Raw genomic sequence first — 17,125 nt, 5'->3', positions numbered from 1 at the left:
CGCCGCGCGGGGCCGCCGCTCCCTCGCTATGACCACCGGGGTGCAGGCGCTTGCTGTGGGGGGCAGCCGCTCCCTCGCTATGACATACGAGAACGCGTAGTTCTGCGCAACAGTACCTCGCCGTATGGTATACATGAGCAATGCCAGCACCCTGCTCGGCAAAATCTTTGCGTGCCATCTGAGGTATCCCATGCCGGTTGATCTCACACGCTGCACCAGTTGCGGGCAACCGTTAACCAATGGCTACTACGTCTTAATTGACCGGCCTGACCGGTTTTGCCCGCAGTGCATCGCGACCCGGCCACGGTGCGACACCTGCGGCGCGCCGCTCGGTAATCGCTTTTGGAATTTGCACGATGGCCGGCGACAGTGCGACGCTTGCCACGCAGTTGCGATCTACGATCTGGCGCAGGCGCAGCAGCTTTTTCAGCAGACGGCCAGTATGCTGGCTGAGGGCATGGGGTTGCGGTTGAATGTCGGTGTGGCCTTCCGGCTCGTCGATGCGCCCACAATGGCCCAGCTCCGTGACCCGCAGTTGCCCGGTCTGAACACACTTGGTCTCTACCAGCGCCGGAACCACATTCGCGTGATTTATCTGCTCTACGGCTTGCCGTTGCTGGTGTTCCGTATTACGGCAGCCCACGAATACGCCCATGCTTGGCAAACCGAGCAATGCCCGTTGCTGCGCGACGAGTTTTTGCGTGAGGGGCATGCCGAATGGGTGGCCTATCGGCATCTGTTGCAGCTTGGCAGCCAAAAGGCGGCGGCGCGTATGCTCGACGAAAATCATCCGTATTACCACCCGCTGCGCCACATGCTAGAGCTAGAATCCCACTTGGGAGTGGCAGGGGTGAATGCCTATTTGACGCGGCTAGAGCAGTGATGGTATGCAATATGCCATCCGCTCGCTAGCGGGTTATCCTATGCATATCTGGTGGCTCGATCCCTTTCACGGCGGTTCGCATGCGGCGGTGGCAAGCGGCTATGCCGCGCACAGTACGCACCGGGTGACGCTGATCACATTGAGCCAAGCCGGTGGTTGGCGCTGGCGCATGCGCGGCGGGGCGGTGACGTTGGCCCGGCAGGTGGCCGAGCGCCACGATACGCCCGATCTAATCGTGACCACCGATATGCTCGATGTAGCGGTCTTTCGGACCTTGACCCAGCGCCAATTGGGCCACGTGCCGTTAGCCGTCTACTTTCACGAAAATCAGTTAACCTACCCGATGCCACCTAGTCGCAAGCGCGACTACACGTTCGCGTGGATCAACTTCACCAGCGCGCTGGTCGCCGATGCGGTGATCTTTAATTCTGCGTTTCACCGCCGCGACTTTTTGACGGCGCTGCCGGCCATGTTACGGCGCTATCACGATTATCACGAATTGCAGACGGTTGAACAGATTGCGGCCAAAGCGCAGGTGTTGCCACCCGGTCTCGATCTGCCGCCGCTGCCGCCGCGCCCACTGCGCAATCCCGCCGCGCCACCGGTGATTCTTTGGAATGCGCGGTGGGAGTACGACAAACAGCCGCAGGTGGTGATGGCGGCGTTGGAATATCTGGCGGCGCAGGGGATTGACTTCCGTCTGATTGTGACCGGCGAGCACATTGACCCGACTATGCCCGATTTGGTGGCGGCGCGCGAACGGTGGCAGGCGCAGACGATCCATTGGAGCTATGCCGCCAACCGCGCGGCTTATCTCCAGTTGTTGCAACAGGCTGACATTGTGGTCTCGGCGGCCATCCAAGAGTATTTCGGGATTGCGATTGTCGAGGCAATGGCTTGCGGCTGTATTCCACTCTTGCCGGCGCGGCTCAACTATCCCGATTTGATCCCGCCAGCATGGCAGGGCGATTGCTTGTACGCTACCGATGACGACTTGCCGGCTGCGCTTGCCCGGCTGATTGCCAAGCTACCAGAGCTGCGCCAACGCGATTGGCCGGCGCTGGCCGCGCCGTACCGGTGGGAAACGCTGGCGCCGCGCTATGATGCGGTGTTGGGCGAGATCTGTGCTGGAAAGGGTTTGAGTTGATGCGCGTTGGTGCCTCGCAATGACCTTGCGCGTCACAAACGTGTGGCAATATGACTGCCGCACTCCAAAGGGTTAAATGCGCTACAATCAGTAGCACAGCTCAACCTCTTACCCCAGCGGGAGAGGTTGGAAGGGGACGGATGGGTACCAACCAGAAAGAGGTTGCTTCATGCGACACGAAGATCAGGTGGCGCTGCGCAGGCTGATCGACGAGAATCATACCGCCGCGCTCGGTACGGTCACTCCCGACGGCGCGCCGTTTGTTTCGTATGTGTTGTACGCCGTCGAACGGCGCGATGGGCATCCGCCAACCCTCTTACTGCTGCTCAGCCGGTTGGCGGCGCACACCGGCCATCTGCTGGCCGAACCGCGCCTCTCGCTGTTGATCACGGCGGCACCGGCCAGCGGCGCCGATCCGCAGGCGCTGGCGCGGGTGACGTTGCAAGGCGCGTCCCAACCGATCGGGCGCGATGCGCCTGATTATCCGGCGGCACAGGCGTGCTATCTGGACCAACTGCCCGGCCAGCAACATCTCTTTGCCTTGCCCGATTTCACCCTGTTTCGGGTTGAGCTGCGCGAAGCGCGGTATGTAGGCGGTTTTGGCCGCGCGTTTACCCTCGATGCGGCTAAGCTGGCAGCAGCATTGGCGGTGAGTGGCGCGAACCCGGCGTAACGGCGATCATCAGTGCGTATCCGTGGTATCATGGATGGAGCAGGCAGAGATCAACATCGGGTCGTACCAACATACTGCAATGGTCTCAGCGATGATGCAAGCCGCTGAGACAAGCTGAACTCGGCCACGGCTCTTCGATATCATTGAAAGACTATAGGTGCAGTTGTGCCAGCCCAAGAACGCCGTCCGACTACGTTGCTCTTAATCCGCCATGGGATGAACGATTGGGTGCATGGCCGGCTAGCCGGCTGGCTGCCGGGGGTGCATCTGAGCGAAGAGGGCCGGCGGCAAGCGGCGGCGTTGAGCGAACGGCTGGGTGATCTGCCGATTACGGCGCTCTATACCAGCCCGCTTGATCGCTGTATCGAAACGGCGCGGGCGATTGCCGAACCGCGCGGGTTGCCCTTGCGGATCGTCGAGCAGATCGGCGAGGTGCGGTACGGCGAGTGGGAAGGGGCCGAGCTGAAAGAATTGTACAAGCACGAGCTCTGGCCGGGAGTGCAACACTACCCCAGCGGCACCCGCTTCCCCAAAGGCGAGACGCTCGGTGAAGCGCAGATGCGCATGGTCAGCGCGCTCGACCAACTGCGCGCCCGCCATCAAGGCGAACTGATCGCAGTAGTCTCGCACGCCGATCTGATCCGGTTGGCATTAGCGTATTATATTGGTATGCATATCGATCTGTTTCAGCGGCTGGTCATTAACCCGTGCTCGTTGAGCGCCGTCGCCTTCGAGCCGATGGGGCCTCGCCTGCTGGCCTACAATGAGACCGGGTCGCTTGAACATCTTCGCCCCAAACCACCCGCTTCGCCGGCAGAACCGGTGGCAACGTCCCCGTCGTCAACGGAGGCAGCGTAGGACTATGTCAGAGTTTACGTTTGATCTCGAATCGGTGCATCGCATCACTGCCGGCGCGGTCGGGCCGCGTGGCCGGCGCGTGTTCTACTTGCAGGCCCGGCGCGGCAACCGGCTGGTGACGCTGCTGGCCGAGAAGGAGCAGATTCGCGAGTTGGCCAACGCGATCAACCGCTTGCTCGAAACAATCGGCGAACGGAATCCCCGCTTAGCAACCTCTGACGATCTGATCGTGGCCGATATGAGCCTCGAAGAGCCGCTGGAGCCGGAATTCCGCATTTATCAATTGGGTTTGGGTTACGATAGCGAGCGCGATCGGGTGGTATTGCTGGCACAAGGCACGCCCGAAGGCAACGATGACGAGCCGCTCTCGGCCCGATTTTCCGCCACCCGCGAGCAAATGAAGGCGTTGAGCATTCACGCTGAGCGGGTGGTGGCAGCCGGACGCCCGATCTGCGGCAATTGCGGTCGCCCGATCGATCCGAGCGGCCATTTCTGCCCGCACCGCAACGGCCATGGGCCAGTGTATAGCTGAGCCGCCGTTGCGTCTTGGCGTTGAGCGACCAATCCATCAGACGGCAAGGGGACGATATGGAGCTTGATCGCAGCCACTCGCGTGAATTGAGCGTTGCCCGCGTGTTGACGGCGTTGGCGCAGGGTGAGATGAACATCGAAGCGGCAATGCCGTACAGCAGCAACTACACGCTGCTGACCAGTATTGTGTATGAAGATCTGCACTTGCTGGCGGTGTACAAACCGCAGCGCGGCGAGCGCCCGCTCTGGGATTTCCCGCGCGGTACGCTCTACCGGCGCGAGGCGGCGGCGTATGTGGTCAGCGAAGCGCTTGACTTTCATCTGGTGCCGCCGACTGTTGTGCGTGACGGCCCGTATGGGATTGGCATGGTGCAACTCTTCATCGACAACAACGAAGAGGTGCATCTGTTTACGATGTTGAAGCAGGGCGGTTACGAGCAGGAGATCAAACAGCTCTGCGCGTTTGATTGTCTGGTCAATAATGCCGATCGCAAGAGCAGCCATTGCCTGCAAGGGCGAGATGGGCGCTTGTGGGCAATTGATCATGGCATCTGCTTTCACGTCGAACCCAAGCTGCGCACCGTGTTGTGGGATTTTGTCGGCGAGCCGTTGCCGGATGAGGTGATGGCGGCGTTTCGGGTGTTTCGCCAGCAGCTCGATCAGAACGATCAGGTGGCGCAGGCGCTATCGATGCTGCTCGATCGGGCTGAGGTCAAAGCGTTGCGCCGCCGCCTGAATCATCTGCTTGAGACCGGTCGCTACCCCCCGCCTGGCCCCGGCCCGCATGTGCCGTGGCCGCCGGTGTGATGGATGTGCCCCCTTTGCGGACCCGGACAGCCGTCCGGCGCTACGGTGGCTTTGGTCACGCTGCACCTTGATAGTTGCCCCCACCCCCAACCCCCTCCCCCGCTGGGTGAGGGAAGTGTACCGTAGAGGGCGCTGAGGTCGCAGAGGATGATCGCCCTCCCACAGTTCTTTGCGCCCTCTGCGTGCTTGGCGCCTTTGCGTTAAGAGTCTCTGCGGCTTAGCTCGCTCTGCGCCTTGAAGTTAGCCCTCCCCCCCCGCCCCCTCTCCCGCCTGACGGCGGGAGAGGGGGCGCTGCTCGCTCCCTCCCACAGCGGGTGAGGGAAGTATACCGTAGAGGGCGCTGAGGTCGCAGAGGATGATCGCCCTCCCACAGTTCTTTGCGCCCTCTGCGTGCTTGGCGCCTTTGCGTTTAAGAATCTGCCCTCTTTACGGCGCCGGACAGCCGTCCGGCGCTACACCAGCTCGAACGGCGCGCTCAGCCGGATGTCTGCCGCCGAACGGCCCACCAACGCCACGAATTCACCCGGTTCGGCCACCCACCCCGGCACCGCCGGATCGTAGTAGCTCAGTGCCTGCCGGTCGATGGTAAACGTCACCCTGGTGGTCTCGCCGGGTTGCAGCGTGATCTTGGCAAAGCCTTTCAGCTCTTTGTCGGGCCGGGTGAGGCGGGCCGCATTATCGCGCACGTAGAGCTGCACCACCTCGGCGCCGGGGCGCGGGCCGGTGTTGGTGACATCAACGCTCACGATGATTGTCTCGTCGGGCCGCATCGTGTGTGCCGAAAGGCGCAGATTGCGGTACGCAAAGGTGGTGTAGCTCAACCCAAACCCAAACGGGAAGAGCGGTTCGACGCTTTTGCGGTCGTAGTAGCGGTAGCCGACGAACAAGCCCTCGCCGTACAGCACATGGCCGTTTTCACCGGGATAATTGATGTAGGCCGGGTTGTCGGCCAGCCGCTTGGGGAAGGTAGTGGGCAGGCGGCCACCCGGATCGGCCACGCCAAACAGCACATCGGCAATCGCATTGCCCGCCTCTTGGCCGCCGTACCACGCCAGCGCCACCGCCGCCACCTCATCAAGCCACGGCATCTGCAATGGCGAACCGACATTCAGCACCACAATCGTGCGCGGATTCACCGCCGCCACCCGCCGGATCAGCTCATTCTGGCGGCCCGGCAGATCCATATCGATCCGATCGAAGCCTTCGCTCTCCCACTCTTTGGTCAAACCGGCAAAGACGATCGCCACGTGCGAGCGAGCCGCCAGCGCCACCGCTTCCTCGATCGGATCATCCTCCCGCTCCGGCCAGAGGCCAACCTGCACTGCCCGCCAATTGCCGGGTGCTGGCCAGCGAAATTCGACTGCCAAGCGGTAATGCTTGCCGGCCACAAGGGTGATGGTCTGGCGTCGCTCGCTGCTATCCATGAGCTCTTTGTCCCACTGGTCGAGCACCAATTCGTCATCGAGCCAGATCCGCGCTTGGCCGACGCACGATAACCCCAGTTGGTAGCGCCCGCTCTGCGGCGGCAGCAGATCGCAACTGAGCCGGGCGGCGAAGGTGGCAAGGTTTAGATACTCGATCTGGTCGCCAAACCAGCTCGCTTCGAGGGTCGCGAGGTGATCGGTGCGTACCGGCGCGCCGCTGAGGTCGAGGTTGCTGAAGTAGTCGATCCGTACCCCCGACGGGTTGCTGCCGGGCACCCGAATCCACTCTGGATCGAGGTTGGGCAAACGGCGGAAGATCGGCGTCCCGATGGCATAGTCCACGATGCACTGCGCGCTGGCACGCGCGCGGATGCCCTGCAACGGCGTGGCCACATAGTGCGGCGCGACTTCCGAGCTGCCGCCACCCATAATCGCAGCCCAATGCGCGTTAGCCCCGATCACGGCGATCGTTTGCGATTGTTCGGAATCGAGCGGCAACACCGGCCCGTCATTCTTCAGCAGCACAATCGACTCGACGCCGGCCCGTCGGATAAGCGCGCGGTGAGCGGGCCGGTCATTGGCCTGTTCCGCCGCCGGCGTGGGATTGGTAAAGCCGCCAACCCGCTCGATGGTACGTAACAACCGGCGCACCTTATCGTCGAGGTCTGCCTCGCTCAGCTCGCCCCGCTCGATCGCCGCCAACACATGCGCGCGGTTCAGCCAGCGCGCCGGCCCCGGCATCTCAAGATCGAGACCGTTGCTGGTGGCGCGCTCGCTATAGGTGCCGTACCAATCTGACATCACCAACCCATCGAACTGCCATTCGCCCTTGAGAATCTCCACCAGCAACCGGCGGTTTTCGCTGGCCCAGACGCCGTTGATCCGGTTATAGGCCGACATGATCGTCCACGGCTTGGCCTGCTTGATCGCCAGCTCGAACGGGCGCAGGTAGATTTCGCGCAACGGGCGCTCACCCACGTCAGAACTGATGCTAAAGCGTTCAAATTCCGAGTCGTTGCAGACGAAATGCTTGATGCATGCTCCCACGCCGCGGCTCTGCAAGCCGGTGATGTAGGCCGAAGCCATCACGCCGGTGAGGTACGGGTCTTCGGAAAAGCACTCGAAGTTGCGCCCAGCCAGCGGCGAGCGATGAATATTGACCGTCGGCGCAAGCAGAATATGTGCGCCTTTATCCTTCGTCTCTTCGGCCAGCGCCTCGCCGATCTGGCGCACCAGTTCCGGGTTCCACGTCGCCCCCATCGCCACCCCGATTGGGAAACAAGCCGAGGTGTGCGTACCATTGCGGCTCACGCCGCGCGCACCGTTGGGGCCATCGGTAACTTTAATCGCCGGAATGCCGAGTCGCGGGATGGCGACGGTATGCCACGCATCGGCCCCAGCCACAAGCGCAATCTTCTCGTCGAGCGTGAGTTGCGTGAGCAGGGTTTCGATATGATTGGTCATGATGTTCCTCTAAGTGTGTGTTGGGATAGCCACAAAGAGATGCAAACAGATCGTTATGGCGATGCTCGCCTATCCACCGGCGCACATCGCTTGTCATCGCAAGAGCGCAGAACGTCCGCAATCTGCCGTATCAATGCGAACAATATGTCTCCGGTAACCGCCTGCCAGCCAACGCACCAACGGCGCGCGCCGTTCACCCGTTCTTCTGATACACCCGCACATAATCAACCAACATCTGCTGCGGAAAGACGGTCGTTTCGTCGGGATACCCCGGCCAGTTGCCGCCTACAGCCAGATTGAGAATAATGAAGAACGGGTGATCGAACACCCACTCACCCGACGTCTGGCCGCGGCGTAGGGTGTGGTAGAGCTGGTCGTCAACGTACCACCGGATCTCGTCCGGCTCCCATTCGACGGCATAGAGATGAAAGTCATCGGCTAGCGACACCGGACTGGTGAACGACTTGGTGATCGCATTGCCGGCGGAATAGCCGGGGCCATGCACCGAGCCATGCACAGTGGTCGGGTCGCCAACGTTCTCCATGATGTCAATCTCGCCGCAGTTTGGCCAGCGTGCGGTAGCGACATTCTCACCCAGCATCCAAAAGGCGGGCCAGATGCCTTTGCCGCCGGGTGGCAGCTTGATGCGCGCCTCAATCCGGCCATACGTCCATGCGTGCAAGTAATGGGTCTTGATCCGGGCCGAGGTGTATTCCCACGCCAGATACTCTTCGTTGCGGGCCTCGATCACTAAAACGCCGTTTTCGATCCGGGCATTTTCGGGCCGGTCAGCATAGAATTGCCATTCGTTGTTGCCCCAACCGCCGGCCCCCTTGTCAAACAGCCAATTGCGCGGATTGAGCGCCTCGCCGTCGAACTCATCGCTCCAGACCAGCGTCCATGGCGAGACGGTTGGTGTCGGTTCTGGCGGGGCCGGCGCGGTTCCGCACCCGGCCAGCAGCAGGCCAACAGTAATGAGACAGATTGTCAGTAAGCGGAGGTAGGTCACGGTACACCTGTGTGCGTTTTGGGGTGACGATGGCTGGCGTTAAGCGGCGCTGCCGCCGCCCAACGCGATCCCGTCCCCGTTCCTACTTCTCGATATTGGTAATCACCACACCCTCAAGGAAGATCCGTTGGGCGAAGAAGAAGACCACAATCGGGATAATCGCCGAAATCAGCGATGCCGCCTGAATCAGATTGGTTGACTGCGAATAGAGATTGTTAAACGCGGTCAGACCGACGGTAATCGGGAACTTATCGGGATGACCGGCGAGATAGATCAACGGGCCGAAGAAGTCGTTCCAGGCCCAGAAGAAGTGGAAGAGGGCGACGGCGGTCAGGGCCGGACGCGACATCGGCAGAATGATCGAGAAGAAGATGCGCAACGGGCTAGCGCCGTCGATTTGAGCCGCCTCTTCCAGATCACGCGGGATGCCGAGGAAGAACTGGCGCAACAAGAAGACGTTGGTGCCCCACGAGAAGAAGGCCGGTACGATCAGCGGCAGCCACGTGCCCACCCAACCGATCTGCAAGAAGACGAAGTAGGTCGGAATGAGCGTCACCGCGCCGGGTAAGATCACAGTCGAGAGCATCATCATAAAGAGAATATTCTTGCCGGGAATGCGGAAGCGGGCGAAGCCGTAGGCCACCAGCGCCGCCGACAAGACCGCGCCGAAGGTGGTGATGCCGGCGTACAGCAACGTGTTGCGCAACAGGTTCGGGAAGTTGATCGTATTCCATGCGCGAGTAAAGTTGCTCCACTGAATATCGAGCTGCCAGACCCGTTCGAGCTGCCGCCACTGGCCTTGCCACTCAAACGGCCCCGCCGCCGGATTTTCCGGGTCGATAAACAAGCTGCTCTGGCGTCCGGGCCGGTAGAGCGCCAATTCACGGATCTCGCCATCAACCGGCACCAGATAGACATCGTACGCTTTGCCCGCGTATTCAAAGGTGCGTTCCCACGCCGGCCACCATGGTGCGCCAGTCTTGGCGATTTGGCTATCGGTTTTGACCGCGGTGGTCATACCGTAGACCATCGGGATCAAGAACAGGACCAGCACAGCAAGCGTGAGGCTGGTCAGACCGATGCGCGCAATCGCCTCACGGGTTGATTTGGTCAGTACGTTGCCGCTCGCGCGTCGTGAGAGTATCATCACCGTTCCTCCCCTGCGTAAAAGACCCAGAGCCGCGAGGTGCCGAAGAGCACAACTGTGATAATCATGGCGATAATCAGCATCAGCCATGCCAGCGTCGCGCCGTAACCCATGCTAAAGAAGCTGAACGACTGCTTGTAGAAGTAGACCATGAAGAAGCGGGTCATGCCTTCGGGGAAGCCGGTGCCGCCATTGAGCACAAACGGAGCGAGGAAGTATTGCAGCGAGCCGATCACCCCCAGCACCAGTTGGTAGAATATCACTGGCGTGATCAGCGGGATGGTGATGAAGATCAGGCGCTGAAACCAGTTAGCGCCGTCGATCTGGGCCGCTTCGTAGAGCTCGGTCGGCACGCCCTGCAAGCCGGCCAGAAAGATGATCATTGCGTTGCCGACCCCCCACAAGCCAAACATGGTGTAGGCGTAATAGACCAGATTGGGGTCGGCCAGCCAGCGCAAGCCCTGCGTACCAGTGGCGCGAATCCCGGTCAGCCGCTCGATGATCACGTTGATCCAGCCGGTCTGCTCGTTGAGCACGCCGTTCCAGATCAACACCGTCGCCACCAGCGGGATCATGGTCGGCATATAGAACAGGGTACGGTAGACGCTCTTGCCCAACACGTGTTCGGAATTGAGCAAAATTGCCAAAAAGAGCGCAAAGAGGAGTGACAACGGCAACGAAATAGCGGCGAAGTGGAAGGTGCGTTGCAGCGACAGCCAGACCTCTTGATCTTGAAACAGCGCCCGCTGCCAGTTGGCGAAGCCGACAAAGCGTGCTTGATCAGGCACCGCTGGGTTAAAGTCGTAGAGCGAGAAACCGAACGACGCCAGCATCGGCAACAAGTAAAAGAGCAGAAAGCCAATGATCCATGGGCTGATAAAGAACAAGCCCCAGCGGATCTCCTTCTTTTCCAACTTGCTCAGCTTCCGCCGCTGCGCGGCAGCGGCTCGGCTGCGCAATACGCTCCTCAGTTCTGGCAAGGGAGCCATTGTCACGCCTCCTTGTCGGTGAGTTGGCGCAGGTGCGGGGAACCTGGTCTTCAACCTCACATGCGCATCGCGTCGTTGCGTTGATCAGTCTGTCAACAAGCTCTTCCGTTTGTCCGGCTCCTCTCCCAATCCCGCTGGGGGAGGAGCCGGACTGTTCGCGGCAGAGTCGCCGCTTGCCATAGAATTACCGCTTCGCCGCGTCGAAGATCTTCTGCAGATCAGCCTTCAACTTAGCAACTTCCGCCTCAAAATCGGCATCCGGCGTGTTGGCGAGATAGTTCCAGAACTCGTTATAGCGGTCGGTCGTCTCTTGGAAGCTGGGCATCCAGCTCTCGTGGTTGGGGTTGTCGGCATACGCCATCGCTTCCACCACCACATCCCAGTTAATGTCAGTCTTGTTGGGGAAGCTGGTCTGATTATACTGGGCAAAGTAGTTGTCTTGCAGCGAGAGGCGAGCCGGCATACCGCCGTAGATGGTCAGCAATTCATTAACGTGCTCGGCGCTCAGCATATAGCTCAACACCTCGAAGGCGGCATCGGGGTAGGGGCAACCTTTGAGGATGCCGAAGGTGTCGGCGTGCATCTTAGCGGTAATCGTGCCGTTATAGCTCGGCGTGGCGGCCAGATTCCAATCGAAATCCACATCACCCAAGGCCCACGGTGCCACGTACCACATGTGGATGTGGATCATCGCCAGATTGCCCGACGAGAAGGGGCCGCCGGGGCCTTGCAGGAAGTCGGCGCCACCGTAGGGGCCGTTCGGAATGAACCAATCCTTCCACCAGCCATCGTAGGTCCACTTCCACGCCGCCTTCCAGTTGTCGGGAATTTGGGCGTTGCCGTTCTCATCAATCAGCGAGCCGGGGCCAAAGAAGGTGCCAATGCCGCGCGGGTCAGTCCACTGGTTCATCCAGCCGAACTGCACAATCTTGGTGGGATCGAAATCGGGCGAGGTGGCATCGTTGCCGTTAACATCAACGGTCAGCTTCTTAGCCAGCTCGGTCAGCGTCTCAATGTTCCACTCACGCTCGACGCCGTTCTCGTCAACCCATGGCGCACCGTGGGTAGCGGGCGGGTAAGGCAGGCCGGCCTCATCAAACAGGTCTTTGTTGTAGATGATAAACGAGGGGAAGATCGCGAACGGAATGCCGAGCTGGCCCTCTTCCTTCACCTGATAGAACTTGACCAGATTCGGATCGAAATCGCTCAGATCGTAGTTGTATTTGTCGATAAACGGTTGCAGGTCAAGCCACGCCCCCTTGAAGCTGTCGCGTCCGCGAATGCCGACCGGGCCGACGAGACAAGGAGCGTTACCGGCGGCAATCTGGGTAGCCAGTGTATCGTAGGCGACGTTGTTGTCAACAATCTCGAGCACTAACTCAATCTTATCTTGGCTGGCGTTAAACCGCTCGACAAAGGCATTCTGGCCGGGAATAGCGCCTTCATCGGTGCCGGCGCCCAACCCGACGAACCAGCGCACTGTGATGCGATTCGAGCCGGTTGCGGCTGACGTAGGGGCAACAGCGGCGGTTGGTTCACTCGCCGCGGGTGCGCTGGTGGGTTGGGCCGGCGGCGTCGCGCCGCCGCTGCCGCAGGCGGCGTTGACCAGCGCAGCCACGATCAACATAAGGCTAACGAGCAGCGGTTTCAGCGATTTCATTGAATTTCCTCCTCTGGAATGAGTCGCCATTGCTATTTACGTGCCGAAGATGGTTTGCACTAGCGGGCGAGTTGGGCATCTGCAACGACTAGATATCTTCTCCTCCCGCATCCCCAGCGCTAGATTCACGTCTGGTCGCTTGCACCCCCTTTCAATGCTGGCGAACGCAACTATCGCGGATCACCAATTCGGTTGGCAACATCACCCGCTGTGTCACGGGTGCGAGAGAATCGGTCGCGAGCCGGTCGATCAGCAACCGGGCCGCTGTTTGGCCCAATTCGCCGATCGGTTGGCGCACAGTGGTGAGTGCTGGCGTCATCGCTGCCGCCAGCGGAATATCGTCAAACCCGGCCAAGCCAATATCGCCGGGAACGCTGAGGCTGGCAGCGCGCAACGCCTTCAACGCGCCGAGCGCCATCATGTCGCTGGCGGCAAAGACCGCGTCGGGGATCGGCACCAGCCGCAAGAGCGTCTGCATCGCGGTAAACCCGCTCTGCTCGCTAAAATCGCCTTCAATCACTAGTTCCGGCAACACCGGCAACCCGACGGCATTCAACGCATCGCTATAACCGGCAAAGCGATCGCGTCCGGCTACAATATTCATCGGGCCGGTAATCGTTGCGATCCGGCGATACCCTTGCCAGATCAGATGCTCGACCAACATGCGCGCGCCGTAGCGATTATTGACATCGACATAGGGAATCGCCTGCTGCGACGTAATCCGTCCTACCGACACCACCGGGATCGTCTCTTGCGCCAGCCACTGCAAGAGGAACTGGTCTTCGACCGCTGAAGCGACAATCGCCCCTTCCAGAAACCCGCGCCGGCCAAGGTGGCGATATGGGTCGCCATCAGTCGTAGTGGCTAAATCGAGCATGATCGAAAACTGCCGTTCATTGCAGACGTGGGCAATCCCTTCGATCAGCAGCGGGAAATAGGGATCGGCAAACAAAGTATGGATCGGCTGTGGAATAATGATCCCGACCACCTGCGAGCGGCGGCTGGCCAGCGAGCGCGCCGGCAAATTGGGTTGATAATTCGTCTCACGGATCGCTTGCCACACCCGCTCGCGCACCACCGGATTGACGTGCGGGTGATTATTGATCACCCGCGAGGCGGTTGCTCGCGAAACCCCGGCCCGCCGGGCGATGTCGTCAAGGGTGATATTCATCGCTTGCCACCATTGACTGGGAACGCTTCCAACTACCCGTATAGTACCGAAACGGCGCTGCGGTGGCTTTTCAAAAAGCGCGAATCAGTTGCACAAAACCGTGAAAGCGCTTTCAGGGGGAATTACAGTTACAGCTCGCTACTTAGAGAGACGATGGGGCATTGCTTGACACACCGATGTGGCAATCCTATAGGAGTTCGAGTAGCAGATAAAACCAGCCAATCCCAACGCTCAACGCCGAAACGATCCTCACTAAATGAAAAGAGCTGCAACCAATCATTGCCACTCGACTATAAATCCGCCTCGCTGTTTGACGGGAGAGGGGGTTGGGGGTGAGGGATCACTGCAAGACGCAGAGGGAGCAAAGGCGCAGAGGGTTGGAACGCAAAGACGCAAAGAGCGCAGAGAACGCAGAGGAATCATATCCTCCGCATCCTCTGCGGTAAACCATCCCATTACCCTCCCCAATCGGCAACCCCATGTACCCTTCACTTGCCCAGATCATCACCCTCACCGCATGGGTCAATGCGGCGTTGCACGCGCCGACGGCGGTGAATCCCGGCGAAGTCTACCCGGAGAACCCTGCCTTCCGGTCGTGCGAGGTTGTCCGGTTCGTTAACCTGAACCATGCTGGCGCCGTAGGGAAGGAGACGCTGTATGCGGCGGATCCGATCGCGTGGTTGGCGCGGCTCAGGGAAGAGGGTGTCACGGCGCTGCGTCTGGTGTATGATCCGGCGCCAACCGCTGCCGCCGGCAGTCCGCCGGTGGGGTTTGGCGATGACGGCTCCTGCTGGCTGATCGAAGCGGTGAAGCTAGCAGCTTCTGATTATTGGGAGGCACGTTGGGAACTGGGTGACCGTTTTCGCGCTGATGGGCGGCGATGGCAGGTGACGTCTGGCCGGATCGTTGCCAATGCCCCCGCTGGCTACGCTACCTCTTCGGCCACCGTGGCCGAGGTGACACAGCAGATCATCGCGCACCTGCCCAAGATGATTGACTTTGCGCTTGACCACTACGCCGATCAATTCGCCCGGTCGTTTGCGATTGCGCTGCACTTCCTCACCACGCCGGCAAGCCCCCCCGATGAAGATGACCGCTTGCCCCCAGCATCCGGCCAATTGCTGGCCGCAGTGCGCGCAGCGTGGGTATGCGGCGGCATGGGATCGTGGACGGACATGAGCTTCGCCGGCGAGGTTCAAGCTGAATACGACGCGCTGACCGATGAGCTATATAGCTTGTTGCAGACAGCGATTGTCGCAGCGGTGAACAGATAGTAGCGCCTCACACTAGCTCTCATTCTGGGGAAGGGAGGGGAACACGAAGGCGCAGAGAAGGCAAAAACGCAGTAGAGCCGGACGGCTGTCCGGCTCCGCAACGGCGCAGCGGTTTTTAACGCAAAGCCGCAGAGAACGCAAAGGTCGCAAAGAGGGTTGGAATTAGGATCTTCCTCCGCACCTTCCGCGTTCTCTGCAGTAAGCATTCGGTCGCCCCACCCTAGCCCTCCCCCGCTGAGGGAGGGTGTCGGATTACCTCCCCCCAGCGGGGGGAAGACAGGAGGGGCAACCCAACGACATCAAGCAAGCACAGGCGTAGAGAACGCCACGGAACCATATCCTCCGCGCCCTCGGCACCCCTTGCGGTAAACGTCAAATAGCTTCTCCCCCAACAGCACACCTCCCGCTGCACCAACGGCACATGGAGAAAGGCGCGCTCGACCGCTCCCATATCGCACGCGCCACCCTGTGGCCGGCTGACGCCACGTTGATCAATCGAATTGCCAATCCCGCACAGACCGCTATTGATCGCCGGTGAACCGTGTTGCAAGGCATGGGTCGGCGTGAAGCCGCCGTTATTCGTCAAAGCGCCTAGCAACGGATCAAGCTGAAGATTGTTGCCGCCATCCGTGCCGCATGACCCATTCCACGATCCGCTGGTGAAGCAACCCTGCACGTCGCTATAGGCGATCGTCGGGGTACTGACGAAATTATGGATTCCACCACCGGAGGTTGCGCTGTTGCCCCAAATAATTGCGTTCCTAACCGACGGATTGCTGAAACTATCGTTGTACATGCCGCCGCCATTCGTACCGGCGCTGTTCCCCGTCACCGTTATGTTGGTCAAGGTCGGGCTGCTGTTACTGTAGAGATAGATCCCGCCGCCAAAACTGCTGGCGCTGTTTTGGCTGAACGTAACATTCACCCATGTCCCCGCCGCGCTCTGCGTAAACACGCCGCCGCCGTAATCGGCCACATTCGCGTGGATAGTAACGCCGGTCATAACAAGGGTCTGGTTGCGGCTAAAGACGCCTCCGCCCCAATTGGTAGCGGCATTGAGCGACAGCACTACATCTTCCAAAATGATAATGCTGTCAGCATTGGCCATGCCGCCGCCATTCCGATTCGCATTGTTGCTGAGGAAGGTGGCGTATCTGAGGTACGCGGCGCTGAGACTATTGTACATGCCGCCGCCGTCGCTGTTGGCATCGACTGTGGCGTCATTGCCGCTGAACGTGACGTTGCCTAGCGTCGTTTCACTGTTCAGATTGGCCATGCCGCCACCCTGCTGCACCCGGTTGCCCTGAAAGATCACGTTAAACAGGGTGGCGGAACCGCCGATATTCACCATGCCACCGCCAGTCTGGGCGTTATTTTGCCGGAAGGTGACATTGGTGACGATGGGAAAACCGTATTCATTTGCTAAACCGCCGCCTTGGCTGGCAGTGTTGCCGCCAATGATCAGATTGTTCAATTGGGGACGGCTATCGAGCAGCCAGATGCCGCCACCTTTGCCGGTGGCAGTATTGCCGCCGGTAATGGTGAACCCATCGAGAATAGCCGTGTTATTGACATCGAATGCCGTCACGACGTGGTAACTATTTGTACCGTTGATGCTCGTGACAATACTATTGCTGTTGTAGGTGTCATTGTCGTCAATATCGCCGGTGAGCACAGTACGATTCGCAGCCGGATTGCGTTCGTCCAGATTCAATTCGGTACCGGCAAATCCGCCGTAGATTGCCACGTTGTTTCTGAGGATAAAACTATCGTTCGGATCGGAACCGGGTTGGTAGAACCCCGCCACCACCCAAATCTGGCCGCACCCCAGATCCGCCAGCGCCGATTGGAGATCGTTGTAGGCATCGATCCATGCCGTGCCATTATTGCCTCCCAGTGCATTCCATTTGACGTAGCAACGTCCGCTTTCCGCCTGTATATTCGCCGTGCCCGCGCCACTCATCAGCGCTATACTGAGCGCGATCAGCAACCCTAACCGCAAATAACGGATCGTCATAAATCCTCTCCTTCATCGTTCCTATGACGGAGCGCAGCGACATTGCGCTGCGCTCCTTGCCAAGAACAGGC

The 17,125-nt window shown here is 60.0% G+C and carries 14 protein-coding genes; 7 read left to right on the top strand and 7 right to left on the bottom strand.

All coding sequences use genetic code 11. The features are described from left to right. Nucleotides 1-190: 190 nt before the first annotated feature. The 6 genes from U9R61_RS19450 (at nt 191) to U9R61_RS19425 (ending at nt 4,899) form a co-directional block, all read left to right on the top strand. Nucleotides 191-883 (top strand): TFIIB-type zinc finger domain-containing protein, encoded by a 693-nt coding sequence (locus tag U9R61_RS19450; protein WP_322490469.1) that lies wholly within the window; start codon nt 191-193, stop codon nt 881-883. Between the two features lie 4 nt (nt 884-887). Beyond that, nucleotides 888-2,030 carry a tRNA-queuosine alpha-mannosyltransferase domain-containing protein gene (locus U9R61_RS19445; RefSeq protein WP_322490468.1) on the top strand — a complete coding sequence of 381 codons (1,143 nt, stop codon included), beginning with the start codon at nt 888-890 and terminating at the stop codon, nt 2,028-2,030. 169 nt (nt 2,031-2,199) lie between these two features. Next, a complete protein-coding gene (locus U9R61_RS19440) occupies nt 2,200-2,703 on the top strand; it encodes a pyridoxamine 5'-phosphate oxidase family protein (protein ID WP_322490467.1) in 504 nt (167 codons plus the stop codon). Between the two features lie 165 nt (nt 2,704-2,868). After that, nucleotides 2,869-3,561 (top strand): histidine phosphatase family protein, encoded by a 693-nt coding sequence (locus U9R61_RS19435; RefSeq protein ID WP_322490466.1) that lies wholly within the window; start codon nt 2,869-2,871, stop codon nt 3,559-3,561. A 4-nt stretch (nt 3,562-3,565) separates the two neighbouring features. Next, nucleotides 3,566-4,093 carry a DUF3090 domain-containing protein gene (locus U9R61_RS19430; protein WP_322490465.1) on the top strand — a complete coding sequence of 176 codons (528 nt, stop codon included), beginning with the start codon at nt 3,566-3,568 and terminating at the stop codon, nt 4,091-4,093. Between the two features lie 56 nt (nt 4,094-4,149). Further along, the gene (locus tag U9R61_RS19425; protein WP_322490464.1) at nt 4,150-4,899 is read left to right on the top strand and encodes an SCO1664 family protein; all 750 of its coding nucleotides are present in this window, start codon (nt 4,150-4,152) and stop codon (nt 4,897-4,899) included. A gap of 452 nt (nt 4,900-5,351) precedes the next feature. On the opposite strand, the gene U9R61_RS19420 is transcribed toward U9R61_RS19425, so the two are convergent. From U9R61_RS19420 to U9R61_RS19395, 6 genes are all read right to left on the bottom strand, one after another. Beyond that, complete coding sequence (locus tag U9R61_RS19420) at nt 5,352-7,787, bottom strand: glycoside hydrolase family 3 C-terminal domain-containing protein (RefSeq protein ID WP_322490463.1); 2,436 nt, start codon at nt 7,785-7,787, stop codon at nt 5,352-5,354. A gap of 193 nt (nt 7,788-7,980) precedes the next feature. Then, the gene (locus U9R61_RS19415; RefSeq protein ID WP_322490462.1) at nt 7,981-8,796 is read right to left on the bottom strand and encodes a glycoside hydrolase family 16 protein; all 816 of its coding nucleotides are present in this window, start codon (nt 8,794-8,796) and stop codon (nt 7,981-7,983) included. Between the two features lie 82 nt (nt 8,797-8,878). Continuing rightward, a complete protein-coding gene (locus tag U9R61_RS19410; protein ID WP_322490461.1) occupies nt 8,879-9,943 on the bottom strand; it encodes a carbohydrate ABC transporter permease in 1,065 nt (354 codons plus the stop codon). After that, nucleotides 9,943-10,932, bottom strand: a complete 990-nt coding sequence (locus U9R61_RS19405) for a sugar ABC transporter permease (protein ID WP_322490460.1) — start codon at nt 10,930-10,932, stop codon at nt 9,943-9,945. Before U9R61_RS19405 ends, U9R61_RS19410 begins: the two co-directional genes overlap by 1 nt. A gap of 184 nt (nt 10,933-11,116) precedes the next feature. Continuing rightward, on the bottom strand, nt 11,117-12,592 hold the full coding sequence (locus tag U9R61_RS19400; protein WP_322490459.1) for an ABC transporter substrate-binding protein: 1,476 nt from the start codon (nt 12,590-12,592) through the stop codon (nt 11,117-11,119). Between the two features lie 151 nt (nt 12,593-12,743). After that, nucleotides 12,744-13,763: a LacI family DNA-binding transcriptional regulator gene (locus U9R61_RS19395; RefSeq protein ID WP_322490458.1), complete on the bottom strand. Its 1,020-nt coding sequence runs from the start codon at nt 13,761-13,763 to the stop codon at nt 12,744-12,746. Between the two features lie 479 nt (nt 13,764-14,242). Between U9R61_RS19395 and U9R61_RS19390 the strand changes: the two genes are divergently transcribed. Next, nucleotides 14,243-15,037 (top strand): hypothetical protein, encoded by a 795-nt coding sequence (locus tag U9R61_RS19390; protein WP_322490457.1) that lies wholly within the window; start codon nt 14,243-14,245, stop codon nt 15,035-15,037. Nucleotides 15,038-15,257: 220 nt separating this feature from the next. Here the strand turns inward: U9R61_RS19390 and U9R61_RS19385 are convergent, their stop codons facing one another. After that, nucleotides 15,258-17,054: a choice-of-anchor Q domain-containing protein gene (locus tag U9R61_RS19385; protein ID WP_322490456.1), complete on the bottom strand. Its 1,797-nt coding sequence runs from the start codon at nt 17,052-17,054 to the stop codon at nt 15,258-15,260. Nucleotides 17,055-17,125 lie beyond the last annotated feature (71 nt).

This window comes from Chloroflexus sp., from assembly GCF_034431535.1.
Classification (GTDB): Bacteria; Chloroflexota; Chloroflexia; order Chloroflexales; family Chloroflexaceae; genus Chloroflexus.
This window is presented reverse-complemented; position numbering and strand designations above follow the sequence as displayed.